This window comes from Microbacterium suwonense (genome assembly GCF_030296555.1).
Classification (GTDB): domain Bacteria; phylum Actinomycetota; class Actinomycetes; order Actinomycetales; family Microbacteriaceae; genus Microbacterium; species Microbacterium suwonense.
Window position 1 is genome coordinate 1,678,595 of the sequence record NZ_AP027728.1, and the last position, 23,589, is coordinate 1,702,183.

Genomic DNA, 23,589 nt, shown 5'->3' on the forward strand with positions numbered 1-23,589 from the left:
ATGGCCGGGTCAACAGGGTCGGATGCCGCAATCTGTGACACCTGAGCAGAAGGGTCCCCAGCAGAAGGGTCCCCAGCAGGAAGAGCAGGATCACCAGCGGAGCGCAGCGCGCGGGTGTCGAGAGCACGCAGCTCTGCGGCCTCGGCATCCGTCAATGATCCCCCGGGAGCGAAGGCCCGGCGCTGCAGCTCACGTCGTCGTGCGGCCGCCGCGTCATCCAGCATCCGTCACCCCATGCTCTCGAACTGCATGGCCGCCCAGATCAGCCACCCCGTGCTGAACAGCGTGGCGCACAGGCCCAGCACCAGCGCCCACATCGCCACCCCGCGGTTCTCGATGGGGCGGCGCAGCGACATGATCGCGGCGATCACGGCCACGATCGCGACCGGAACGCCCCAGCCGACGAACATCGAGGTCGCCAGCGCGACGATCGCGGCGAAGAGCGCCCACGGGGCGAGCCGCGCGTCATCGACCGGTTCGGGTTCGGGAGGCTCCGCCGGTTCCCAGGCGCCGCGCACCACGGCATCCGAGTTCTCGGTCGTGCGCTCCACCGGAACCGGCGCGGTCGGCAGCCTGTCATACCCCTTGGCCGCGCCGGGCAGCGCCGTGCTCCCCCGGGCCGCGCGACCTCGGGCGTGGGGTTCTCGATGCGAGGATCGGTCATGTCGCACTCACCTGGATCTGCGTCACCGGCAGCGTCGAATCGGCCCCGAAGGCGAGCGTCGACGCACCGCGGCCGCTCGCGATCAGCTCGGCGGCCAGGCCGGCGATCATCGCACCGTTGTCGGTGCACAGCCGCAGCGGCGGGATGCGCACCGTCACGCCTGCAGCCTGCGCACGCTCAAGCGTGACATCACGCAGACGGCGGTTGGCGATCACGCCCCCGCCCAGCAGCAGTCTCGGCACACCGCGATCCTCGCACGCGGCGAGCGCTTTGGTGACCAGCACGTCGACCACGGCCTCGCGGAAGCTCGCCGCGACGTCAGCGACGGGGACCTCCTCGCCGTTCGCCTCGGCCCGTTCGATCCAGCGCGCGACGGCGGTCTTCAGCCCCGAGAACGAGAAGTCGTAACGGTGCTTCTGCAGATCGGATGCCTTGGACAGGCCGCGCGGGAACCGGATCGCCTTCGGGTCACCATCGGCCGCGGCCCTGTCGATCTGCGGACCGCCCGGATAGGGCAGCCCGAGCAGGCGGGCGACCTTATCGAAGGCCTCGCCAGCCGCATCGTCGACGGTCTCACCGAGCAGCTCGACGTCGGTGGTCAGGTCGCGCACGTGCAGCAGCGAGGTGTGCCCGCCACTGACGAGCAGGGCGATGGTCGGGTATTCGAGGGGCTCGGAGTCATCGGACAGCAGGTCGGCGGCGATGTGGCCGACCAAGTGGTTCACGGCGTACAGCGGCTTGTTCAGCGAGACGGCCAGGCCCTTCGCCGCCCCCACGCCGACCATGAGGGCACCGGCGAGCCCGGGGCCACTGGTCACGGCGATGGCGTCCAGGTCGTCGAGGGTCACCCGTGCCTCGGCGAGCGCCTGCTCGATGGATGGCTGCAGCGCCTCGAGGTGCGCGCGGGCGGCGACCTCGGGCACGACCCCGCCGTAGCGTGCATGCTCGTCCATGCTCGACGCGATGGTGTTCGAGAGCAGGGTGCGGCCGCGCACGATGCCGATGCCGGTCTCGTCGCAGCTGGTCTCGATGCCGAGCACCAGGGGGTCGATCATGCTCATGCGGCGCCCTCCTGCTCGCTCGATTCGGAGGATTTCGCACGATCTGCAGGATCCATTCCGGCATCCGCTCCTGTGTTTCGTGCGATCTCCTGCGTTTCGTGCGCAGCGGCCCTGGCCGCCCACGCCCGCAGCTCCAGCTTCATCACCACGGCGTCCACGTCATCCGGCTGGTAGTAGCGGGGACGGCGACCCAGCTCGGTGAAACCCTCCGAGGCGTACAGCCCCTCGGCGACCGGATTGTCGGCGCGCACCTCCAGGAACAGCTCGCGCGCGCCGCGGGCGACGACCTCGGCGATCAGCGCGCGCAGCAGCGCCCGTCCCCGCCCTTGCCCGCGGACCTCTTCGGAGAGCGCGATGGTCTGGATGTCGGCATCCGACCCGCCCGGCAGCGCGCGCAGACCCCCGTACCCGACGACGACTCCGTCCTGCTCGTCGACGAGATAGTGATTGTGGTCGCTGACCAGTTCGGCGGCCATGGTGTCTTCGCTCCAGGCATCCGTGGGAAAGCTGCGCCGTTCCAGGTCCATGATCGCGGCGAGGTCCGCGGCGGTCGCGCGTCGGAGGCTCACGCGCTCACCCGCTTCGGCGCGCCCGGCTGCACGACATCCGGCGAGCGCAGGTACAGCGGTTCGGGGCCGGCGAGGGTGCGGCCGGCGGCGATCGCGCGCACGCCGACCCGGGCGAGAGCGGATGCCGAGAGCTCGGTCGCCTCGCGCACGGGTCCCTCCAGTTCGACGCCGCGCTTCTCGAGCCGGGTGGGGGCGGTCAGGTGCGGGATGCCGTCGGCATCCGTTCCGTCGAAGAGACTCAGCGCGATCTCGCGGCGGCGCGCATCGGTGACCACCGTGAGCGGGCCGTCGGAATCGAGAGCGATCGCGTAGTGGCTGGGGATCGGGACGACCGGGATGCCGCGGCCGAGCGCGAACGCGCGAGCGGCGGCGATGCCGATGCGCAGGCCGGTGAACGGACCCGGCCCCATGCCGGCGACGACATGCGTGATGCCGGGCTGCGCGACCTGAGCCAGCATGTCGCCGATCACCTCGGCGTGCCCCAGCGGGTCGGTGCTGGCGGCCTCGGCGACGGTGCGCCCGTCCGCGTCGATGACGGCGACGGCCGTGCCCAGAGAGGTGTCGACGGCGAGAATCACCTCTCCAGGGTAGTCGGGGTGAGGCGTGGCGGTCGGGGCAGGGCAGGAGGCGCGGCGGTTCCGGGTTCCGGAAGGTTCACTCAAGCCTGCCGCAAGATTCCCAGAAGAACACCGCGGGCGGCCCTGGGGCCCCAGTAGCGGACCGTACGATCATGAGTGAGATTCTGAGGCCGTGGCGATGGGATGCTGCGGCCTCAGTGGTGCGAGAGGACACGATGAGCAGGACGACCGGTCACGGGACTTCGTCGCGACGCCGCAGACAGTGGGGCACGGAGAAGACGCATGCGCTGCTCCCTGCCGTGCACGATCGTCCGTCGACGCGCAAGCTCGTGTTCGCGCGCGTGGCAATCTGGCTGACCATCGCCGCCTGGATGCTCTATGTGCTCACCGTGCTTCTCACACTGTTCCTCGCGGGCGAGTTCGACACGACGTGGCGCGTCATCGAGGCTGCGTCCTACGTGGTGGTGGTGACCTTCCTCACCTTCTCCGCGCTGATGTACCTGCTGGCCCGCTACGGAGCCTTCCAGCGGTTCCGCACGCACCGCCGGGCAGCGCGCGGCGAGCTCGACCGCCACTTCTCCCTCGACCACCGGCCGCTCACCGTGCTCGTGCCGTCGTATGCGGAGGAGCCGGGCGTCATCCGCAAGACGCTGTGGTCGGCCGCACTGCAGGAGTACCCGGAGATGCGCGTCGTGCTGCTCATCGATGACGATCCGCATCCGAGCGATCCCGAGACGCGCGACAAGCTGAACGCGACGCGTGCCGTGACCTCGGAGATCGCCTATGCACTGCGCGAGCCGCGCGAGCGCGCCGTCGAAGCGCTGGAGTTCTTCGAGAGCATCCGTGATCTGCCGGGTATCGCCGAGGACGCCCTGCCCGATCTCATCGACCAGTACCGGCTGGCGGTCACCTGGCTGCGCGACTTCGCGGATGCCGAGCCGCGCGAAGACCATGTCGACGACTTCTTCGTGGAGCAGGTGCTGCACGGCCTGGCCGACGATCTGGAGTCGACCGCCGTCGCGTTGGAGATGGCCGCAGCTGAGGGGTCGGCGCCGAGCACCGCGCGCATGCATGAGCTGCATCGCCGGCTCGTGTGGATCTTCTCGGCGGAGATGGCCTGGTTCGAGCGCAAGCGCTATGCCTCGCTGTCGCATGAGGCGAACAAGGCGATGAACTTGAACGCGTACATCGGCCTGCTCGGCGGCCGGTTCGTCGAGCAGGTCACTCCCGACGGCCTGATGCTGCGTCCCGCTCCCGGCGGTGCGCCGGCCGATCTCGAGATCCCCTATTCCGACTTCGTGCTCACGCTCGATGCGGATTCGCTGCTGCTTCGCGACTACTGCCTGCGCCTGGTGCATTTCCTCGAGCAGCCCGAGAACGCGAACGTCGCCGTCACGCAGACGCCGTACTCGTCGTTCCGCAACGCGCCGACGCGCATCGAGCGGCTCGCGGGCGCCACCACCGACGTGCAGCACATCCTGCACCAGGGCATGTCAAGGTACAACGCCACGTTCTGGGTGGGCGCCAACGCCGTGATCCGCATGGAGGCGCTCGATGACATCCTCGAGATCGAGAGCGTCGACGGCATCGAGGTGCGGCGCTACGTGCAGGATCGCACCGTCATCGAGGACACCGAGTCCAGCGTCGATCTGACCCTGTTCGGGTGGCGACTCGTCAACTACCCCGAGCGGCTCAGCTACAGCGCGACACCACCGGACTGGGGGTCGCTGATCGTTCAGCGACGCCGCTGGGCCAACGGCGGTCTGCTCATCCTTCCGAAGATGTGGCGGCAGATGCGCGATGCCAGGCGCCAGCACAAGCCGCTGGGCACCGCCGAGGTGTCGCTGCGGATGAACTACATGGCCTCGATCGCCTGGGCGAGCTTCGGGCTGATCTTCCTGCTTGCGTACCCGTACGACAACAGGCTCGTGAGCCCGTTCATCCTTCTCGGCGCGCTCCCCTACTTCCTCGCGATGTCCAGTGACCTGAAGTACAGCGGCTACAAGCGCACCGACATCTTCCGCATCTACGGGTTCAACCTGATCCTGCTGCCGGTCAACCTCGCGGGTGTCCTCAAGTCGCTGCAGCAGGGCATGACCGGCCGCAAGATCCCGTTCGCCCGGACCCCGAAGGTGAAGGATCGCACCGGCTCGCCGCTGCTGTACATCGTCAGCCCCGTCGTGATCATCGCCTTCTCGGCTTTCGTCGCGTGGCGCAGCTACCTGGACAGCTCCTGGTGGACTCTCGGCTTCTCGACGTTCAACGCGCTCTGCGCCGCATGGGCGTTCCTGGGAAACATCGGCATCCGCAACGGCCTGGTCGACACCTGGGTGGGCCTGACGGACTGGATGTACGTCGACATCGAGCGCCAGGAGCCTGCAGAGCACGTGGAGGACACCGCACCGGATTGGCGGTCGATTCTGCACGAAGGGCATCCGGCTCCCGGAGTGGTTGCGCCGGAGATGGCGGGTGCGGATGTGGCCGGCGCGGAGGTGGCCGCTTCTGTGGCGGACGTGGACACGGATGCCGTGGACGCGGATGCCGTGGACACGGATGCCGTGGACACGGGTGCCGTGGACACGGATGCCGTGGACACGCCTTCCTCGGGCACGAGCACTCATCCGATCGAGCAGCAGCCGGTCGATCCCCAGTCAGAGATCCAGGTGCACTCATGAGCCGCACACCCCGCCAGCGCACACCCCGCCAGCGCACACCCCGCCAGGGCCGTCATCCGGGCAAGCGGCTGTCTCCGCTGCGGGTGCTGCTCGGCCTGGCCGTCGTCATCATTGTGGCGGCCGGAGCCATTGCCGTGCCCTGGTACCTGACGAAGGAGAATCCCGCGATCGCCGAGACGGCAGGCCCGCAGTGGTTCGGCGGATACTTCGATGTGACCGCGGCGGATGTGTCGGCCTCTCCGACTGCCGGCGTCGGCAATGACGACACCGTCGTGCTCGGATTCATCGTCGCCGCCAGCGCGACCGAATGCGCACCCTCGTGGGGCACCTACTACAGCCTCTCCGAGGCGGGCTCGCAGCTCGATCTCGATCGCCGCATCGACGGCATGCGGCGTGACGGCTCGCACGTCGCGGTCTCGTTCGGCGGGGCGCTGAACCAGGAGCTCGCGGTGGTCTGCGACACAGCATCCGCTCTGACGCAGGCGTACACCCGCGTGCTCGACCGCTACTCGATCACGACGATCGACCTCGATCTCGAGGGTGAGGGCCTGGAAGACGTCGAGGCGGGCGCGCGACGCGCGCGGGCCGTCGTCGCACTGCAGCGCCAGCAGAAGGCATCCGGCACCGCACTCGACGTCTGGGTCACCCTGCCCACGACCCCGACGGGCCTGACCGACTCAGGTGTCGCTGCCGTCCGGCAGCTGCTGGATGCCGGCGTCGAACTCGCCGGGGTCAATGTGATGACCATGGACTACGGCGTCGACCTCGGCCAGGCGACGATGGCCGAGACCTCCATCCAGGCGCTCAACGGCGTGCACGATCAGCTGACCTCGCTCTACCGCAGCCTGCGGGTTCCGCTGCCTGCGGCGGGGGCATGGGCGGTGATGGGTGCGACGCCGATGATCGGGCAGAATGACGAGCGCGACGAGGTGTTCACCCTCGACGATGCCGCAGCTCTGAGCGATTTCGCCCGTGAGAAGGAGCTTGCGCGCATCTCGATGTGGTCGATCAACCGCGACCGCACCTGCGGCCCGAACTATCCCGATGTCTCGATCGTGTCCGACTCGTGCAGTGGCGTCGCGCAGGGCGGGGAGACGTTCGCCGGCATCCTCTCGGCGGGCTACCACGACGCGCCGTCGGATGCTGCGGCCACCGCCGCCGCGACACCGCTACCCGACGACCCCGAGACCAGCCCGTATCCGATCTGGTCGCCCGATGCCGCATACTCGCACGACGTGCGCGTGGTCTGGCACGGCTACGTCTATGCGGCCAAGTGGTGGGTCAGCGGCGGCCCCCAGCCGGACGATCCCACCCAGACCGCGGACTCGACCTCCTGGGTGCTGGTCGGCCCCGTGCTGCGCGAGGACGAGCCGTTCACCCTGCCGACGGTTCCGGCCGGGACGTACCAGGAGTGGCAGGCCGGTGAGGTCTACCAGAAGGGTGCTCGGGTCGTCGTGGACGGTGTTCCGTTCGAGGCGAAGTGGTGGACTCAGGCGGAGGATCCCATGGAAGGCGTCACCGATCACGACCGCTCGCCGTGGAAGCTCGTCGAGTGAGCGCAGAGCTGTTGGGAGGCTGAGCTGTCCGAAGGCTGAGCCCTCCGTCAGGCGACGGCCTTCTCGGCCGGCGTGAGCCGGTAGCCGACGCCACGCACTGTCTCGATGTAGCGCGGTTCTGCGGAGTTGTCGCCGATCTTGCGGCGGAGGTTGGTCATGTGCGCCTCGATCGCGCGCTTATCCGGTTCGCCGACGTAGTACGACGTCGAGCTGTGCGTCTCACCGCGCAGCACCAGCGCCAGATCGGCCTTGCTGCGCACTCGACGCTTCGACTCGAGCAGCGTCGCGAGCAGATCGAACTCCGTCGGCGTGAGATCGACCTCGCGCTGAGCGACGAGCACGGTGTGCGTCGACAGGTTCAGGATGATGTCTCGGTGCGACTCCAGGCGATCCTGATTCGGAGCCGTCACGATCGGAGCGGATGCCGAGGTGCGGGCGGCTGCCGTCGCCTCGACGAAAGACGGAGCGAGCCGCGGCCGGCGCATCAGCGCCTCGATCCTCGCACGCAGCTCGCGCGGACGAAACGGCTTGGCCACGTAGTCATCGGCACCGGAGCCGAGCCCGAGGATCACATCGCTCTCGTCGGAGAGGGCTGAGAGCATCATCACGAAGGACGAACTGGTCTTGCGGATGCGACGCACCACCTCCATGCCGTCGATGCCGGGAAGGTTGATGTCGACAGTGGTGATGGCAGGGTCGTGCTCCTGCACCGCGGCGATGCCGTCAAGACCCGAGCCGGTGAGCACGACCTCGAATCCGGCAGAGCGGAACACGCCATCGAGCAGACTGCGCACATCGGGATCATCGTCGATCACCACAGCGACCTTCGGCTGAGGCGCCGCCTTCGGCTGAGGCGCGGCCTTCGGCTGAGGCACGGCCTTCGGCTGGACAGCGCTGATCGGCAGAACGGCGAGCGGCCGCTCGACCGCAGCCGTCCGTTCCAGCTCGAGCTCGGATTGCACAGCAACGCTACTCATACCAGTCCCCTCAGACTTACAGATCAACGTTCACGTACGTCTACCCCGTTACTGAAAATCTTAGCCGTAGGTCGGGTATATGCGATAGTTCCTACGACTTATGTCTAGGTTAAGTATCGACTCATCGCCGATGCACGCCCACGATTCGCCCCGCGCCGCGCCCCGCGCGCCCCTTCATGTGTCACAAATCGCGGCTTCACACACCCGGACGCAACAAATCGCGCCACCCGAACCAGGCTGCCCGCCACGACGCGCACCCCACGCGCGCTCCGCCCCCGCGCGCCCCGCATCCTGCACACTCCCCCGCACCCAGCGCGCCCCGCACCCCGTGCACACACCTTCAGGTGTCACAAATCGCGGCTTCATCCACCCGGATGCAACAAATCGCGCCACGCGAACCACGCTGCCCGCCACCACCCGCACCCCGCGCGCGCTCCGCCCCCGCGCACTCCCCGCACCACCGCGCCCACGCACACCCCTTCACGTGTCACAAATCGCGGCTTCACACGACGGGACGCCGCAAATCGCGCCACCCGAGCGGGGTTACCCCTCCGCGGTGACGCGCTCGATGGTCACGAATCGCGGGGCGTCGGCATCCAGATCCTCATCCGCGAGCTCGGCGACTCCGCCGACGGGACGCTCGATCTCGATGTCCCACCAGGCATCCGCCACCGACGCTGCCATCGCACGCCCCCACTCGATCACCACGACCGACCGGGCGAAGTCGATGTCCAGGTCGTCCAGCTCAGCGGCCGATCCCAGCCGATAGGCGTCGACGTGCACCAGCGGCGCCCCGCCGATCAGTGAAGGATGCGTGCGGGCGATCACGAAGGTCGGGCTCTGCACGGGCCCACGCACACCGAGACCTTCGGCCAGACCCCGCGTGAACGTCGTCTTGCCTGCGCCGAGCGCACCGGTCAGCACGAGCAGGTCGCCGGCCTGCAGCTGTTCACCGATGTGCAGGCCGAGGCGCTCCATGGCATCCGTCGTCGCGATCTCGTGACGACCCAGGAAGGCGGGATCGACGCTCATGACACCGACCGGGGCACGCGATCGCCGATGCGCGTGACGATCTCGTAGTTGATCGTGCCCGCGGCATCCGCCCAGTCCGTCGCCGAGGGCTGCCCGAGAGTCGGGTCGCCGAACAGCACCACCTCGTCGCCGACCGACACCGGCTCGTCGCCGACGTCGACGACGAACTGGTCCATCGCGATGCGCCCGGCGACGGTGTGCGGGCGGCCGTTGACGAGCACGGGGCCGCGCCCGGACGCCTGCCGCGGCACCCCGTCGGCGTACCCCATCGGAACCAGCGCGAGGGTGGTCTCGCGCTCGCAGCGATACACGTAGTCGTACGAGACTCCCGCGCCGGCGGGCACACGGCGCACGGCCGCGACCGCAGCGCGCAGGGTCATCGCGGGGCGCAGGCCCAGGTCGGAGGAGCTGCGGCCGGCGAACGGCGAGAGCCCGTAGAGGCCGATCCCGACGCGCACGGCGTCGAGGCGTGCTTCGGGGAGCGAGATGGCTCCGGCGGTGGCGGCGAGGTGGCGAATCTCGGGACGGATGCCGACGGCCTCGGCCTGCGCGATCACTTGCCGATACCGGGTCAGCTGCGCGCGGTCGTCATCGGCGCTCGCCCCGGAGAGGTGACTGAAGATGCCGACGATGCGGATGCGGCCGATGCGCTCCAGCCGTGCGGCCTCGGCGAGCACGTGGTCGAGGTCGTGGGTGGCGATGCCGTTGCGAGAGAGCCCGGTGTCGACTTTGAGATGCACGGATGCCGGGGTCTGCGCGGTCGCCGCCTCGGATGCCGCCGTGAGCTGGTCGAGCGAGGAGATCCCGATCTCGATGTCCGCTTCGACGGCGTCGTGGAAGCGCCGGCCGGGTTCGTGCAACCAGGCCATCAGCGGTGCCGTGATGCCGGCGCGGCGCAACGCGAAGGACTCTTCGAGGGTGGCGGTGCCCAGGCGCGCGGCGCCTCCGGCGAGCGCGGCGGTCGCGGCGGCCGCGGCTCCATGCCCGTAGCCGTTCGCCTTGACCACGCCGATCACGTCGACGCCGGTGAGCTCGCGCAGGTGGCGGACGTTGTGGGCGATCGCGCCGAGGTCGATGGTCGCCTCGCGGAACGGATGCTGCGCACTGCGCTCACTCATACGATCCCCTCCCCTTCCGCCGAGACCCCTCCTGAGTGTCGAAACCCCTCGCTGGCGACGCAGCTGCGAGGGGGTCTCGGCGGCACGAGGGGGTTTCGGCGAACCAAGCGCGGCTCATGCGGCATCCGTCCGCTCGGCGATCACGTACGCGGCGGCGAGGCCGGCGTCGTGCGTGAGGGTCAGGTGCAGGGCGGTGATGCCGCGCTCGACCACGACCGCGGCGGTGGAGCCGCTGAGCACGAAGTGCGGACGGCCCGACGGCTCGGAGGCGATCTCGATCTCGCTCCAGTACACGCCGTCGCTGCCGCCGAGTGCTTTGATCAGTGCCTCTTTCGCGGCATAGCGGGCGGCCAGCGAGCGCAGTCGCAGCGTCTGCTCGGATGCCGTGAACAGCCGCTGCAGCAGCCTCGGCGTGCGGGTGACCGAGCGCTCGAACCGCGCGACGTCGACGAGGTCGATTCCGGTGCCGATGATCACCCGTTCAGCCTACTCGGCGTGCTCCCGCGGCCCCCTCACCTCCCCCTCCTCACCTCCTCCTCACCTCACCTCCCCCTCCTCACTTGTCGGCTCAGAATCCGGATGTCGGCGGAGACGGCCGATCTGATCCGACATCCGTCGTCTGTGCCGACATCCGTGGGGCGACTGCCGAGAGGCGGCCCAGCCGATCTCCCTGCACAATCGACGCCTTCGACGAGTTCTCCACAATTCGCGGATTCGCACCAGCTCGAGACGCGCCGCCCAGGAATGCTCGGAGGATGCTCACCCCGGAAGAACTCCTCGCACATTTCGGCGGCATCGCCCGTGGCACGCGTCTGCAGCAGTACGGCTGCACGCGTGACCACCTGTCGTCCGCAGTCCGCGACGGCCAGATCCGTCGCGTGCGCCCAGGCGTGTTCGCCCTGCCCCGGCTCGACGAGAAGGTCGTGACGGCCGCCGCTCACGGCGGCGAGCTGACCTGCGCGGATGCGCTGCGTGCACGTCGAGTCTGGATTCTTCCGGATGCCGACGACGAGGTGCACGTGTGGCTCGGGCGGGCCGGGCGACGGCATCCGCATTCTGGATGCGTGTGCATTTCGCACCGTTCCGCGGGCACCGCTCAGGTCGGGTACGCCTCCGTGGCCACCGCCCTGATCCATGCATACCGCTGCCTGACCGAGGAGGCCTTCTTCGCCGCCTACGAGTCTGCGTGGAATCGGCGGCTCATCACGGCATCCGACCGCCGCCGAATCAGAGCCGAGCTGCCGAAAAAGGCGACCTGGATGCTGAACCTAGCGCGATCCGATTCGCAGAGCGGGCTGGAATCGCTGCTGCGTTTTCGACTGCACCTGCTCGGCATCAGCCTGGACTGCCAAGTCGATATCGACGGCGTCGGCCGAGTCGACTTCGTCGCCGGCGGGCGCCTGATCATCGAGGTGGACGGCAGAGAGAATCACGCAAGCGCCGAGCGCCGGCACAACGATCTGGTGCGGGACGCTGCAGCATCCGCCTCAGGGTACGAGACCTTGCGCTTCGACTACGCCCAGGTCGTCTACAACTGGGATGCCGTCGTCCGCGCCATCCTGCCGGCACTCTCGCGAACCGGCGGCTGAGCCCGCCGACCTTCCTCACCTGTCGGTCGAAACGACGGATGTCGGCTCAAACGGCCGATCTAAGCCGACATCCGTCATCTGAGCCGACATCTGTCGGCGGGTCGGGGTCCCCGGGCTCACTCCACAGTGACGGACTTGGCCAGGTTGCGGGGCTGGTCGACGTCCAGGCCCTTGGCCGTGGCGAGCGCCATGGCGAAGATCTGCAGTGGCACGACCGAGAGGATCGGCTCGAACAGCGGCGAGGCGAGCGGGATGCGGATCACCTCGTCGGCATACGGCAGCACGGCGGCATCCCCTCTTCGGCGACGACGATCACGCGGGCGCCTCGGGCGCGGATCTCCTGGATGTTCGAGACGACCTTGGAGTGGATCAGCGCGGAATGCCGCGGTGACGGGACCAGCACGAACACCGGCTGGCCGGGCTCGATCAGGGCGATCGGGCCGTGCTTGAGCTCGCCGGCGGCAAAGCCCTCGGCGTGGATGTACGAGATCTCCTTGAGCTTCAGAGCGCCCTCGAGGGCGATCGGATAGCCGACGTGGCGCCCGAGGAAGAGCACCGAGCGGGTGTCGGCCATCCAGCCGGCCAGCTGCGAGACGTGCTCGGTCTCCTCGGCCAGCACCTGCGCGACCTTCTCGGGCAGCGCCTGCAGTTCGGCGGTGGCTTCCAGAGCATCGGATGCCAGGGTGCCGCGCACCCGGCCCATGTGCAGGCCCAGCAGCAGCAGCGCGGTGATCTGCGCGGAGAACGCCTTGGTCGATGCGACGGCGACCTCGGGGCCGGCGTGGGTGTAGACCACGGCATCCGATTCGCGAGGGATCGTCGCGCCCTGGGTGTTGCAGATCGACAGCGTCTTCGCACCGCGCTCGCGCGCGTACTTCACGGCCATCAGGGTGTCCATGGTCTCGCCGGACTGGCTAATCGACACGACGAGCGTGTCATCGCCGATCACCGGGTCGCGGTAGCGGAACTCGTGCGCCAGCTCGACGTCGACGGGCACGCGCGCCCACTGCTCGATCGCGTACTTGCCGACCAGCGCCGCGTACGACGCGGTGCCGCAGGCGGTGATGATCACGCGGTTGATGCCGGTGAACAGCTCGTCGAGTCCGTCGAGCTCGGGGATGATGACGTCGTCGCCCTGGATGCGTCCGCGGATGGTGTTGGCGACGGCCTCGGGCTGTTCGGCGACCTCCTTGGCCATGAACGACGACCAGCCGCCCTTCTCGGCGGCGGCGGAGTCCCACGACACCTCGAAGGGCTGCGCCTCGACGGGGTTGCCGTCGAAATCGGTGACAGTGACCTCGTCGGGGGTGATCGAGACGATCTGGTCCTGGCCGATCGCGAGTGCGCTGCGGGTGTGCTCGACGAAGGCGGCGACGTCGGAGCCGAGGAAGTTCTCGCCCTCGCCCAGGCCGATCACCAGCGGTGAGTTGCGGCGGGCGCCGACGACGAGCCCGGGCTGATCCTGGTGCATGGCCAGCAGCGTGAAGGCACCCTCGAGGCGATTGACGACGGCACGGAACGCCTGCTGCAGGTCACCCGTACGGCGATATTCCCGGCCGAGCAGCGCTGCGGCGACCTCGGAGTCCGTCTCGCTCGCGAAGGTGGCGCCTTCGGCCTCGAGCTCGGCGCGCAGGGCGGCGAAGTTCTCGATGATGCCGTTGTGGATCAGCGCGAGCTTGCCATCGTCGGCCAGATGCGGGTGCGCGTTGACGTCGGTCGGGCCGCCGTGCGTGGCCCAGCGGGTGTGGCCGATGCCGGTCGTGCCGTCGCCGAGTGCGGCATCCGTCAGCGAGTCGCGCAGCATGGCGAGCTTGCCCGCCTTCTTGCGCATGCCGAGGTGGCCGTCGGAGTCGATGACAGCGATGCCGGCGGAGTCGTACCCGCGGTATTCGAGGCGGGCGAGGCCCGCGAGAAGGATGTCCTGGCTGGGCCGCTGGCCCACGTATCCGACGATTCCACACATGGTCTCCAGAATAATCTGCGCGATTTGCGAGGCGTCCGAACGAACCCAAGGCCCCGCTTCGCCCCCACGTGCTTCGCGTCCCCACGTGCTTCGCGCCTCCTCGTGCTTCGCGTGTCACGAATGGTCGCCTCCACAGGCCCAGATGCCGCAATCTGCGCCACGTGAAGCAAGAAGACAAAGCAACAGACCCCCAAAGACCCCCTCAGGTGTCACGAATGGTCGCCTCCACGCCCCCGGATGCCGCAATCTGCGCCACATGAAGCAAGAAGACAAAGCAACAGGACCCCAAAGACCCCCTCAAGTGTCACGAATGGTCGCCTCCACGCCCCCGGATGCCGCAATCTGCGCCACATGAAGCAAGACGACAAAGCAGACAAAGCAGACAAAGAAGACAGGACCCCGAGGACCCCCTTCAGGTGTCACGAATGGTCGCCTCCACGCCCCGGATGCCGCAACCTGCGCCACATGAAGCAAGAGGACAAAGAAGACAAAGCAGACAAAGAAGACAGGACCCCAAAGACCCCCTCAGGTGTCACGAATGGTCGCCTCCACAGGCCCGGATGCCGCAATCTGCGCCACATGAAGCAAGACGACAAGACGACAAGACGACACGACCGAGCCCGGGCGCGGGTCAGACCTTGCGGAGCAGCACGCTCTCGACGCTGTGGTCGGCGCCCTTGTTGAGCACCAGGGTGGCGCGGTGCTTGGTGGGCATGACGTTCTCGATGAGGTTGGGCATGTTGATCTCGTTCCAGTACCCCAGCGCCGTGGTCACCGCCTCATCATCGGTGAGGTGCGCGAACACGTTGAAGTACGACGACGGATTGCTGAACGCCCCCTGGCGCAGCGCGAGGAAACGGTCGACATACCACTTCTCGACATCCGACGGCAGCGCGTCGACGTAGATCGAGAAGTCGAACAGGTCGCTCACCGCCACGTCGTTCGGCGCGGGCGGCGGCTGCAGCACGTTCAGCCCCTCGACGATCACCACATCGGGCCGGCGCACCACCACGTGCGCATCGGGCACGATGTCGTATCGCATGTGCGAGTAGAACGGCGCGCGCACCTCGGCCGCCCCGCTCTTGACCTCGGTGAGGAATGAGATCAGAGCACGGCGGTCGTACGACTCCGGAAAGCCCTTGCGATCCATCAGCCCGCGCCGCTCGAGCTCGGCGTTGGAGTACAGGAATCCGTCGGTGGTCACCAGCTCGACGCGGGGCGTTCCCGGCCAGCGGCTCATCAGCTCGCGCAGCAGTCGCGCGATGGTCGACTTTCCGACGGCGACGGAACCCGCGACGCCGACGACGAACGGAGTGGTCGCGTCGTCTTCCTGCAGGAACTCGCTGGTAGCCGCACCGAGCCTGCGGATGGAGCTCGCATACAGGCTGAGCAGCCTGCTCAGCGGCATGTAGACCTCGCGCACCTCGTCGAGGTTCAGGCGATCGCCGATACCACGGATGCCGACGACCTCGGTCTCGGTGAGAGGCTGGTCCAGCCCCGCCGCCAGCCGCGCCCAGTCGGCACGGTCGATCTCGCGGTACTGGGACAGCGGCAGGTTGATGGCAGCGGTCACGGATGCCATCGTATCCGCCAGCATCGAAAGACGACGGATGCCGAAAGACGACGGATGCCGAAAGCCAACGGATGCCGACAGACGACGGATGCCGTAAGACAACGCATGCCGAAAGACGACGAATGCATCGCACCCTGACAGTCGTCGGTACGCTCGACTCATGTCTTTGGTGACGGAGCGCTTCTTCGGTGACAGCCGCTCCCGTTCGATCTGGCAGTGGCAGCTCGTCTTCTCGTTCACGATCGTGGCGATCGGCGCGGGAGTCGCCCTGCTCACGCCGGCGCGATTCGGCGACTGGCGGTTCAGCGTCGGCATCATGCTGGTCGCCGCCGTCACCATGGCGACGCTGTGCATCCCCTGGCATCGCGTCGGCTCGATGCCGGTGCTGGCGGTGCCCGTGCTGGACGCCCTGCTGATCGCCCTGATCGCCGCAGGCGACACCCCGCGGCGGTGTACCTGTGGGTGTTCCCGGTCGCCTGGGCCGCGTCGTACTTCTCGGCGGCGACGCTGATCGGCGTGCTGGCCCTGGTCGCGGCGCTGCGCACACTGAACCTGGTGCTGCTGGGCCTGACCGTCGAGGGCGCGATCAACACCATGATCCTGCTGACGACGCTGGGGTTCGTCGGGGTGATCATGTCGGTGGGCACGGAGCGCAACCGCTCCACACGCAAGCTGCTGCGGGCGCAGTCCGACCGCCTGGCACACGCGCTGCGACTCGCCCGCGAGCAGCGGAGCCGCAACCAGCGCATCCTCGACTCCCTCGACGTGGGCATCGCCCGGGTGAATGCGGGCGGCCTGATCGAGATCGCGAACGACGCCTTCCGCACGATCTACGCGCTGGACGCGGCGACCCAGTTCCATCCGGCCCGCGTCGTGGAGTACTGCGAGCGCCGTGGTCAGCCCGTGCCGGCGGCCGAGACGTCGATCGCGCGGGCGGCGCGCGGCGAGCTGTTCAAGGATGAGATCGTGTGGCTGTTCGGCCTGGACGGCAAGTGGCGGGCGCTGTCGGCGTCGACGAAGGTGGTCGATCACGGCGTGGCCAATGACGGCCTGCTGCTGCTCGTCGAAGACGTCACGCAGACGGTCGACCCGCGTGCCGGCCAGGAGGCGGTGCGTCGCTCGATCTCGCACGAGCTGCGCAATCCACTGACCGCGATCCTGGGGCACATCGATCTGCTGCTGGAGCGGGACGACCTGGATGAGACGGCGCGCAAGCAGCTCGGCGTCGTCGAGCATGCCGGCGAGCGGATGCAGCGGCTGATCGACCAGGCGCTGGCGACCCCGGACGACCTCGAGGATGTACGCGGGCCGGTCGATCTGGCTGAGATCGCGCGGTCGTCAGTGGACGGCTTCGCCCCGGCGGCGGATGCTGCGGGGGTGGCCATCGAGGCGCATCTGAACGACGTGCTCCCGGCCTACGCGGATGCGTTCCGGCTGCGGCAGGTGGTCGACAACGTCGTCGGCAACGCGATCAAGTACGCCCAGCGCGGCGGCCGTGTGACCCTGCGCGCGCGGCGACCGAGCGCCGACGAGGTCGCACTGCTGGTCACCGACACCGGGATCGGGATCTCGGACGAGGACCTTCCACGGATCTTCGATCGCGAGTTCCGCACCGAGCTGGCCCGTGAGCGCGGAATCCCCGGCACGGGCCTGGGCCTGAGCATCTCGCGCGAGATCATCCTCAGCGAGGGCGGCCGCTTCGACGTGAACAGCACTCTCGGTCAGGGCACCGAGGTCACCATCCTGCTCCCCGCGACCGATCACTCCCCTTCTGAACGGACAACCGAATGATCACTTCTTCGTTGGTGATGCCCGTCATCGCGATCACCACGCTCGCGACCATCGTCTACATCTCACTCGGGTTCCTGCCGCGGCCGTCGCGCGCGTCGGCGATCTGGTCGGCGACGTTCGCGATCGCGATGATCGGCTCGTACGTCTGGATGATGCACGAGTTCGTCGCCACCGAGCAGATGCGCGCGATCGGCTCGGGCCTGGTGATCGCGCCGATGCCGCTGATCTGGTCGGGACTGCGCGCATACCGCGAAAGCCGGCGCCAGTACCTGTCGGTGTCTGTGGTGTTCCTGGTGGCCGCGCCGCTGGTGCTGCTGGCGTCGACGTACGTCGACGCGTACGGGGTCGTCTTCCGGCTGCTGTTCACGGCGACGGCGTTGTTCGCGATCCTCACCTTCATCGAACTGCTGCGCCTCGGGCCGCGGCTGCGCGATGAGGCCCTGCCCCTGATGGGGGTATCGGCGGCCTTCATGGTGTTCACCGTGATGTTCGACATCAACGGCGTGCTGGTGATGGTGGGTCAGATCGACACGACCGCGAGCCTGCAGTTCATCCGCACGCTGAATCTGATCGGGATCCCGGTGTACGTGGTGTGCACGCTCGTCACGACGCTGCTGCTGACGGTGCGCGCCGATGCCCAGTCGGCGTCGCCGCGCACCGAGTTCGAGCGCACCGCCCGCAACCGCCTGGATCGCGCTCGCGCGGCCGGCGACGAGTGGTGGTCGCTGCTGGACATCCGCCTGGACGACCCGGATCACATCCGCTCGGCGTCGGGCACGGCGGCCTTCAACGCGGTCAGTGAGAAGTTCGCGCACGACGTGGACGCCGTCATGCCGGCGGATGCAGATATCGATCGCATCAATACGACGCAGTTCGTGGTGCTGCTGCCGCGCTCGCAGGGTGGGGTGCGCGAGCTGCTCCCCGAGCTGCTGGATCGTGTCTCGACGGCGGAGGATCGGCAGTCGGTTCCGATCCGCCTGTCGGCGAGCATCGGATGGGCGCCGGTGTCGGCATGCGGGCACGACTTCGGCACGCTGGTCGCGCGGGCCGCCGAGGCGGCGGTGACCGCGACCGAGAAGGGCGGCGACCGGTGGGAGCGCGTGCGCGGCGAGGCGGACTGACGCAGCGCGGCGGATCGGCGGGCGGATGGTTCCGGTCAGATCGCACGGATGCTGGAGCTCACTGCGCCGTTTGGGCATACGATGGGCGCGAGGGCGCAGGATTAACGGCGTGAGTGGCCCTCCGCATCCGTCCGCCGACAGCGGGAGATCTCTATGACGTCCGAGGCGAACCAGGCGGCGAAGACCGCCGTCGTCATCGAAGACGACCCCGATGTGCGCCACCTGCTGTCGGAGGTCTTGGAGTCGGCCGGCTTCTCGACGATCTCGGCCGGCAACGGCATCGACGGGGTCAGTGCGGTGCTCACCTACCAGCCCCTGATCACGACGGTCGATGTGAACATGCCGGGGATCGACGGCTTCGAGGCGGTGCGCCGCATCCGCGCGCACAGCGACACGTACATCATCATGCTCACCGCCCTCGATGAGGAGGCGGATGCCGTGCTGGGCCTGACGGCTGGCGCCGACGAGTATCTGAACAAGCCGTTCCGTCCCCGTGAGCTGCGTGCGCGGGTGGAGGCGATGCTGCGGCGACCTCGCGGCGGCGCTGGGCCCGCCGCGACGCCATCGGATGCGGTCGGGCGGTCGTTCCCGGCCTCGAGCGCTGCACACGGGCAGGCACCCGGCACTGTCCAGTCCGGTGCGCCGGAGTCGGCCGAAGTCGCCTCCGGTGGCGCGCGGCTCTCCCCCGTCGCAGCCGTCGCGGTCGAGGCATCGGATGCCGAGGAGCAGTGGACGACGCACCGTGATCTGCAGCTGAATCCTGCCACGCGCATCGTGCGCATCGGGGACGCCGAGATCGAACTGACCCGTACCGAGTTCGATCTGCTGCATGCGCTGATGGAGTCCAAGCGCCGGGTGCGCAGCAAGACCGACCTGACGCTCGTGCTGCGGGGCGAGTCGTATGTCACCAGCTACTTCGTCGGGGATGCCGACAAGCGCGCCATCGAAGCGCACATGGCGAACCTGCGGCGCAAACTGGGCGACAATCCGGCGCAGCCGCAATACATCGAGACGGTGCGCGGGGTCGGCTACCGGCTCACCTCGGGGGCGTGAGTCACCGGTTGGACGTGCTCCGTCGCGGGGTGGGAAGAGTCGCACGTCGCGGGGTGTGAAGAGAGGCACCCCGCCCGCCCGCTGCGGCTGTCCCCACTGCCGAGCGAGCGAGGCGGAGTGCCTCTCCCTTACCCAGAAGCGGCGTCCCCAGTCCGCTCCCTTTCAAGCCGCTTCACACGGTGTACCCCAGATCACGTCGAAGCAGCTTGAAGATCATGACCATCGTCTTCCCCGCGGCGACGATGGCGACGGCGCACCAGCCCACCTGCAGCACAGCGGAGTGCACGGCCGGCCCGACCAGGTTCCAGATGACGACGATCACCGCGAGCGCCGTCGCGACCGCGATCGATGGCGTCCAGCGTGCGCCGCGGGGTCGTTCTGCGCTGCGGCGCGGTCACCCCGCTCGCGCGAGAGGAACAGGCTCCAGGCGCGCACGAACTGGCTCATTCTTATCCAGGTGAAGATCTCGGCGGGAATCAGCAGTGCGGCGAAGAGCACGTCGCCGGCGGTGCGGTCGCTCATGCTCAGGGCGATGCGCACGTTCAGCAGCACCGCCGCCGCCACGGGCGCCAGCCACCAGGGCGAGAACGCGAAGGCGCCGATCGAGAGCGCGCCGGCCAGCAGCAATGCGAAGGCGATGCGCACGAACAGTGCGCTGAACATGCCGACGCTCTCGAACCAGCGCGAGCGCAGGCCGGGGTGCAACGGCTGCCCCTGGATCTCGCCGCGCCGGCCCGGCCACATCAGCTCGATGGAGCCGAGAGTCCGCTGGATCTGCTGGGCGTCATAGGCGCGCAGCGTCGTCATGCCACCGACGTCGGCGCGGGCGCGCGGGCTGACCCTGGTATCGAAGCCGGCGCTGTTGATCCGCAGCGACAGCTGTGGTCGGGCCGCCTCGCTGCCGGGCGCCCAGGGGTGCGCAGCCGGCCGGCATCCATCACCGCGCGCAGCGCGGTGATGGAGAGGAGCGAGAACTGTCCGCCGAGCATCGCGGTGCTGCGTCCAGGCAGCAGGTTCTGCAAAGTGGCGGCGGCGAGTCTGCTGCGCTGTGCGGTGAGGAGGAGCCTCGGCAGGATGCCGGTGGCCCGAGTGCGGTCGATGGAGCGGATGGCCAAGATGCCGCCGATGCGCGTGTCGGAGACGGCGTGAGCCTCGAGGTGTTCGACGGCGTGTGCGTCGCCGACCGCGTCGCCGTCGACGACGAGGAGGAAGTCGTAGCCCTCGACGAGCGAATAGCCGTAGTTGAGGGCGCCGATCTGCTGGCCGGGGTTGGCGCCGATGTCGTGCACGAAGACCTCGGTGAACTGCTCCCCCAGTCCGGTGACGATCTCGTGTGGTCCGGCGAAGACGGATGCCGCCGGCACCGTGCCGTCGGAGGTGCCGTGCACGATGACGTGGATGACGTCGGGCACCCGCGTCTGCTGCAGCAGCGAGGTGAGCACTGCGGCGATGGTGGCTTCGTCGTCGTGCGCCGGGATGACGCATCCGATCGATGAGCGGCGCACGGAGGTGCCCACGACGGCCAGGTCGTGCTCGTACTCGGCCAGGTCGTGCTCCTGGCGGGCGGGCTCGGCGTCGCCGCCGGCGTATCCGCCGGGGCGATTGCCCCCGGAGAGCGGAGTCGACATGCCCTTCCCCTTTGCGGTCGGGGCACTCGATCGGGCCCCGATGGGCTCATCATCGCGCCCGCACTTGGAGATGGGCCGTGAGCCCGGTACAGGTCAGCGCAAGATCAGCAGCACGTCTTGCGCAGACCTTGCGCTGATCTTGAGGTTCGCGCTCAGCCGAGCGCCGCTCGCAGCGGGTAGTCCTGCCCTTCGAGGATGACCTGGGCGGCCGCGCCCGTCTCCGGATTGGCGACGATCGGCGCCAGCAGGTTCACGTGCACGCCGTCGGGGGTGCGGCTGGCGACCACCAGCACCAGTGCGTCGTCGGGACCGTCCAGGCCGAGGTCGGCAGCCTGCTGGTCGGTCAGCGTGGGCGCGTAGTCGGCCACCACGGTCTGCGGATCCACGACGAACAGGCGCAGCGCCTCGTCGGTCACGGCGTCGAGGCGGAACAGACCGTCCGCGCCGTCGACGGGGTCGAGCACGAACTCGGTGTGCGGGGCGAATCCCGGCGGGGAGGCGACGAAGCTCAGCAGCGCGCTCACCGCAGGAACTCCATCAGCGTCGGCTGCAGCACACGCCCGGTGACCGCCAGCGCAGACCGGTACACGAGTTCCTGCGCCTGCAGCCGCACGAGCACCTCGACCGAGTCGACGTCCTCGACGGCGGCTCGTCTCGCTTCGAGTGACACAGCGTCCTGCACCGTCGCCTCCTGAACGCGCTCGATCTGCGCCTGCCTGGCACCCACTGTGCCCTGCGCACTGAGCATAGCGTTGCGCCGCTGATCGATCTCGCCCAGCCGGGGGCCGACATTGGTGCCCGAGCGCAGATCGGAGACGATCCGGTCGATCATCGAGAACACCGAGTCCGCGCCGGTGCCGAACACCGCGGCGCCGTCGGTGTCGACCCGGATCGAGCCCGCGTCCGAGATCCGGCGCACCACCTCTGCGCCGGGAATGCCGTTGTACGTTCCGTCGGCGGCGAACGCCGCCGTGTCGGAGGTGCCGGCGAAGACCGAGCGGCCGACGACGGTCGTGTTGGCCGTAGAGAGCATCTCGCTGCGGATGCTCTCCAGTTCGACGGCGATGGCCTCCCTGGCCGTCGCGTCCATGGCTCCGTCGTTCGCTCCCTGCAGCGTGAGGGTGCGCACACGACCGAGCAGCGCGGTGCCGGCGGTGATCGCGGAGTCCGCTGCGGTCAGCCAGGCGAGGCCGTCGCCGATGTTTCGTGCGTACTGCTCGTTGCGGTGCTGCTCGCCATGTAGCCGGAGCGCCGTCGTCGCGGCGGCGGGGTCGTCGGAGAGGGCGAGGAAGGCTCTCTGGGAGGTGGCCTGCTCCTGCAGGCGGGACAGCTCCGACAGGTTCGTCTGCAGCTGGCGCATCGCAGAGGTCGCCATCGCCGAGGTCGTGACGCGAGAGATCATGTGCGACTCCTATCGGCCCACGATGCCGGTGCGGTTGATCAGCACGTCGAGGGATTCGTCAATGGCCGTGAGAACTCGTGCGGCGGCCTGGTAAGCGCTCTGGAAGGTGAGCAGGTCGATGGTCTCCTCGTCGCCGTCCACTGCGGCGACGGATCGCTGGGCGGTCGTGGCGGTGATGGCCGCGGCATCCGACAGCTCTGCGCGCTGGATGTCGCCGGCGGTGCCGACGGCGAGCGCGCCGACCGCCTCGGTCCAGATGGCATCGGGAGAGAGTGCGCGTCGCCCGATCTCGGAGATGGCGTTCGCGTTGCCGGCATCCAGGGGGCCGGCACCGGGTGCGGCGAGGGCGAGGTCGGATGCGTCGTGCACGGCCACCTGCAGGCCGAGCGCTGCCGGGCCCGTCTCCGACACGGTGAAGAAGTCGCCGCCGGGCTGCCCGGAGGCGGTCGCTCCGAGTCGGTGCTGGGCGTTGACCATGTCGGCGAGGGCCGTTGCGACGGCGTTGTACGACCGCGCGATTCCGGCGAGGGTGCCGCCGTCGTCGGCCGGGGCGAGCACGCTGAGCATGCCACCCAGCTCGCCGCCGTCGACGGCGACCGGGAAGTCGGATGCACCGGACCAGGACACCGTCAGCGTGCCGTTCTCGTCCATCGACACCGGACCATCCAGCGTCAGCGACCGCGACTCGCTGCCCGAGACCAATGCGTTGCCGTCGACGCGGACCGTCATCGTGCCGTCGGATTCCAGCGTTCCCCGTGCGCCGACGAGACGTGCGGTGACCTGCACCAGCGAGTCGCGCCGGTCGATGAGCTCGTTGGCCGACCGGCCGGCCGCGAGCGCGTTCCGGATCTCGGCGTTCAGCTCGGCGATCTGGGTGGCCGCGGCATTCACCTGTACGACGGCACGGTCGGCAGAGGCCCTGGTGTCGGTCCACTGCGTGGCCACCGAGCGGTAGCCACCGGCGATCTGCGCGGAGAGCTGGGCGGCGCTCTCCAGCACCACCGCCGCCGCCGCGCCGGAGTCGGGTGCGATCGCGAGATCCTGCCAGCCGACCCAGAACTTCGACAGCCGAGCGGCCAGGCCGTGCTCGCCGGGCTCCCCATCGCCGCCTCCGCCGTCGTGGCGGCGAGCGCGCGAGCCGACCAGAAGCCGGCCGCACTCGACGACTCGCGCACGCGGGCATCGAGCAGAGCGTCGCCCAGGCGCACGATGCCGTCCACCGAGACGCCGTGGCCCGGC

General features: G+C 68.8%; 22 protein-coding genes and 1 pseudogene. 7 read left to right on the top strand and 16 right to left on the bottom strand.

Going from position 1 to position 23,589, the window contains the following annotated elements:
• Positions 1 to 227 precede the first annotated feature (227 nt).
• The 4 genes from QUE33_RS08370 to tsaB form a co-directional block, all read right to left on the bottom strand.
• Positions 228 to 551 carry a hypothetical protein gene (locus QUE33_RS08370; protein ID WP_286299062.1) on the bottom strand — a complete coding sequence of 108 codons (324 nt, stop codon included), beginning with the start codon at positions 549 to 551 and terminating at the stop codon, positions 228 to 230.
• A 109-nt stretch (positions 552 to 660) separates the two neighbouring features.
• On the bottom strand, positions 661 to 1,725 hold the full coding sequence (tsaD, locus tag QUE33_RS08375; protein ID WP_286299064.1) for a tRNA (adenosine(37)-N6)-threonylcarbamoyltransferase complex transferase subunit TsaD: 1,065 nt from the start codon (positions 1,723 to 1,725) through the stop codon (positions 661 to 663).
• Positions 1,722 to 2,294 carry a ribosomal protein S18-alanine N-acetyltransferase gene (gene rimI / locus QUE33_RS08380; protein WP_286299066.1) on the bottom strand — a complete coding sequence of 191 codons (573 nt, stop codon included), beginning with the start codon at positions 2,292 to 2,294 and terminating at the stop codon, positions 1,722 to 1,724. Before rimI ends, tsaD begins: the two co-directional genes overlap by 4 nt.
• Positions 2,291 to 2,872 (bottom strand): tRNA (adenosine(37)-N6)-threonylcarbamoyltransferase complex dimerization subunit type 1 TsaB, encoded by a 582-nt coding sequence (gene tsaB, locus QUE33_RS08385; RefSeq protein ID WP_286299069.1) that lies wholly within the window; start codon positions 2,870 to 2,872, stop codon positions 2,291 to 2,293. Before tsaB ends, rimI begins: the two co-directional genes overlap by 4 nt.
• Positions 2,873 to 3,087: 215 nt before the next feature.
• Between tsaB and QUE33_RS08390 the strand changes: the two genes are divergently transcribed.
• Both QUE33_RS08390 and QUE33_RS08395 read left to right on the top strand, forming a co-directional pair.
• Positions 3,088 to 5,547, top strand: a complete 2,460-nt coding sequence (locus QUE33_RS08390) for a glycosyltransferase family 2 protein (RefSeq protein WP_286299071.1) — start codon at positions 3,088 to 3,090, stop codon at positions 5,545 to 5,547.
• Positions 5,544 to 7,103 (top strand): chitinase, encoded by a 1,560-nt coding sequence (locus tag QUE33_RS08395; RefSeq protein ID WP_286299075.1) that lies wholly within the window; start codon positions 5,544 to 5,546, stop codon positions 7,101 to 7,103. The genes QUE33_RS08390 and QUE33_RS08395 overlap by 4 nt, the downstream gene beginning before the upstream one ends.
• A 47-nt stretch (positions 7,104 to 7,150) precedes the next feature.
• On the opposite strand, the gene QUE33_RS08400 is transcribed toward QUE33_RS08395, so the two are convergent.
• From QUE33_RS08400 to QUE33_RS08415, 4 genes are all read right to left on the bottom strand, one after another.
• Positions 7,151 to 8,080 (bottom strand): response regulator transcription factor, encoded by a 930-nt coding sequence (locus QUE33_RS08400; protein WP_286299078.1) that lies wholly within the window; start codon positions 8,078 to 8,080, stop codon positions 7,151 to 7,153.
• A gap of 543 nt (positions 8,081 to 8,623) precedes the next feature.
• A complete protein-coding gene (tsaE, locus tag QUE33_RS08405) occupies positions 8,624 to 9,112 on the bottom strand; it encodes a tRNA (adenosine(37)-N6)-threonylcarbamoyltransferase complex ATPase subunit type 1 TsaE (RefSeq protein ID WP_286299080.1) in 489 nt (162 codons plus the stop codon).
• Positions 9,109 to 10,230 carry an alanine racemase gene (gene alr, locus QUE33_RS08410; protein ID WP_286299082.1) on the bottom strand — a complete coding sequence of 374 codons (1,122 nt, stop codon included), beginning with the start codon at positions 10,228 to 10,230 and terminating at the stop codon, positions 9,109 to 9,111. The genes tsaE and alr overlap by 4 nt, the downstream gene beginning before the upstream one ends.
• Positions 10,231 to 10,344: 114 nt before the next feature.
• Positions 10,345 to 10,707 carry a holo-ACP synthase gene (locus tag QUE33_RS08415; RefSeq protein ID WP_286299086.1) on the bottom strand — a complete coding sequence of 121 codons (363 nt, stop codon included), beginning with the start codon at positions 10,705 to 10,707 and terminating at the stop codon, positions 10,345 to 10,347.
• A gap of 278 nt (positions 10,708 to 10,985) precedes the next feature.
• Here QUE33_RS08415 and QUE33_RS08420 point away from each other — a divergent pair, with 278 nt between their 5' ends.
• The gene (locus QUE33_RS08420) at positions 10,986 to 11,819 is read left to right on the top strand and encodes an endonuclease domain-containing protein (protein ID WP_286299089.1); all 834 of its coding nucleotides are present in this window, start codon (positions 10,986 to 10,988) and stop codon (positions 11,817 to 11,819) included.
• A gap of 116 nt (positions 11,820 to 11,935) precedes the next feature.
• Here QUE33_RS08420 and glmS read toward each other — a convergent pair.
• A pseudogene (gene glmS, locus QUE33_RS08425) lies at positions 11,936 to 13,782 on the bottom strand (glutamine--fructose-6-phosphate transaminase (isomerizing)).
• 631 nt (positions 13,783 to 14,413) lie between these two features.
• A complete protein-coding gene (coaA, locus tag QUE33_RS08430) occupies positions 14,414 to 15,364 on the bottom strand; it encodes a type I pantothenate kinase (RefSeq protein ID WP_286299091.1) in 951 nt (316 codons plus the stop codon).
• Between the two features lie 151 nt (positions 15,365 to 15,515).
• On the opposite strand from coaA, the gene QUE33_RS08435 reads away from it, so the two are divergent.
• The 4 genes from QUE33_RS08435 (at position 15,516) to QUE33_RS08450 (ending at position 19,320) form a co-directional block, all read left to right on the top strand.
• A complete protein-coding gene (locus tag QUE33_RS08435) occupies positions 15,516 to 15,866 on the top strand; it encodes a hypothetical protein (RefSeq protein WP_286299092.1) in 351 nt (116 codons plus the stop codon).
• Complete coding sequence (locus QUE33_RS08440) at positions 15,806 to 17,146, top strand: sensor histidine kinase (protein ID WP_286299094.1); 1,341 nt, start codon at positions 15,806 to 15,808, stop codon at positions 17,144 to 17,146. Before QUE33_RS08435 ends, QUE33_RS08440 begins: the two co-directional genes overlap by 61 nt.
• A complete protein-coding gene (locus QUE33_RS08445; RefSeq protein ID WP_286299096.1) occupies positions 17,143 to 18,267 on the top strand; it encodes a hypothetical protein in 1,125 nt (374 codons plus the stop codon). Before QUE33_RS08440 ends, QUE33_RS08445 begins: the two co-directional genes overlap by 4 nt.
• A 153-nt stretch (positions 18,268 to 18,420) precedes the next feature.
• Positions 18,421 to 19,320: a response regulator transcription factor gene (locus tag QUE33_RS08450; protein WP_286299098.1), complete on the top strand. Its 900-nt coding sequence runs from the start codon at positions 18,421 to 18,423 to the stop codon at positions 19,318 to 19,320.
• 172 nt (positions 19,321 to 19,492) lie between these two features.
• Here QUE33_RS08450 and QUE33_RS08455 read toward each other — a convergent pair whose 3' ends face one another.
• The 6 genes from QUE33_RS08455 to QUE33_RS08480 all read right to left on the bottom strand — a co-directional run bounded on the left by QUE33_RS08455 (position 19,493) and on the right by QUE33_RS08480 (position 23,496).
• Entirely contained in the window at positions 19,493 to 19,642 is a 150-nt protein-coding gene (locus QUE33_RS08455) for a hypothetical protein (RefSeq protein WP_286299100.1), read from the bottom strand.
• Positions 19,639 to 20,127: a hypothetical protein gene (locus QUE33_RS08460; RefSeq protein WP_286299102.1), complete on the bottom strand. Its 489-nt coding sequence runs from the start codon at positions 20,125 to 20,127 to the stop codon at positions 19,639 to 19,641. Before QUE33_RS08460 ends, QUE33_RS08455 begins: the two co-directional genes overlap by 4 nt.
• Complete coding sequence (locus QUE33_RS08465; protein ID WP_286299105.1) at positions 20,124 to 20,948, bottom strand: glycosyltransferase; 825 nt, start codon at positions 20,946 to 20,948, stop codon at positions 20,124 to 20,126. The genes QUE33_RS08460 and QUE33_RS08465 overlap by 4 nt, the downstream gene beginning before the upstream one ends.
• A 152-nt stretch (positions 20,949 to 21,100) precedes the next feature.
• Positions 21,101 to 21,472: a flagellar assembly protein FliW gene (locus QUE33_RS08470; protein WP_286299109.1), complete on the bottom strand. Its 372-nt coding sequence runs from the start codon at positions 21,470 to 21,472 to the stop codon at positions 21,101 to 21,103.
• Positions 21,469 to 22,350, bottom strand: a complete 882-nt coding sequence (flgL, locus tag QUE33_RS08475; RefSeq protein WP_286299112.1) for a flagellar hook-associated protein FlgL — start codon at positions 22,348 to 22,350, stop codon at positions 21,469 to 21,471. Before flgL ends, QUE33_RS08470 begins: the two co-directional genes overlap by 4 nt.
• Before the next feature lie 9 nt (positions 22,351 to 22,359).
• The gene (locus QUE33_RS08480) at positions 22,360 to 23,496 is read right to left on the bottom strand and encodes a flagellar hook-associated protein FlgK (RefSeq protein WP_434019626.1); all 1,137 of its coding nucleotides are present in this window, start codon (positions 23,494 to 23,496) and stop codon (positions 22,360 to 22,362) included.
• Positions 23,497 to 23,589 lie beyond the last annotated feature (93 nt).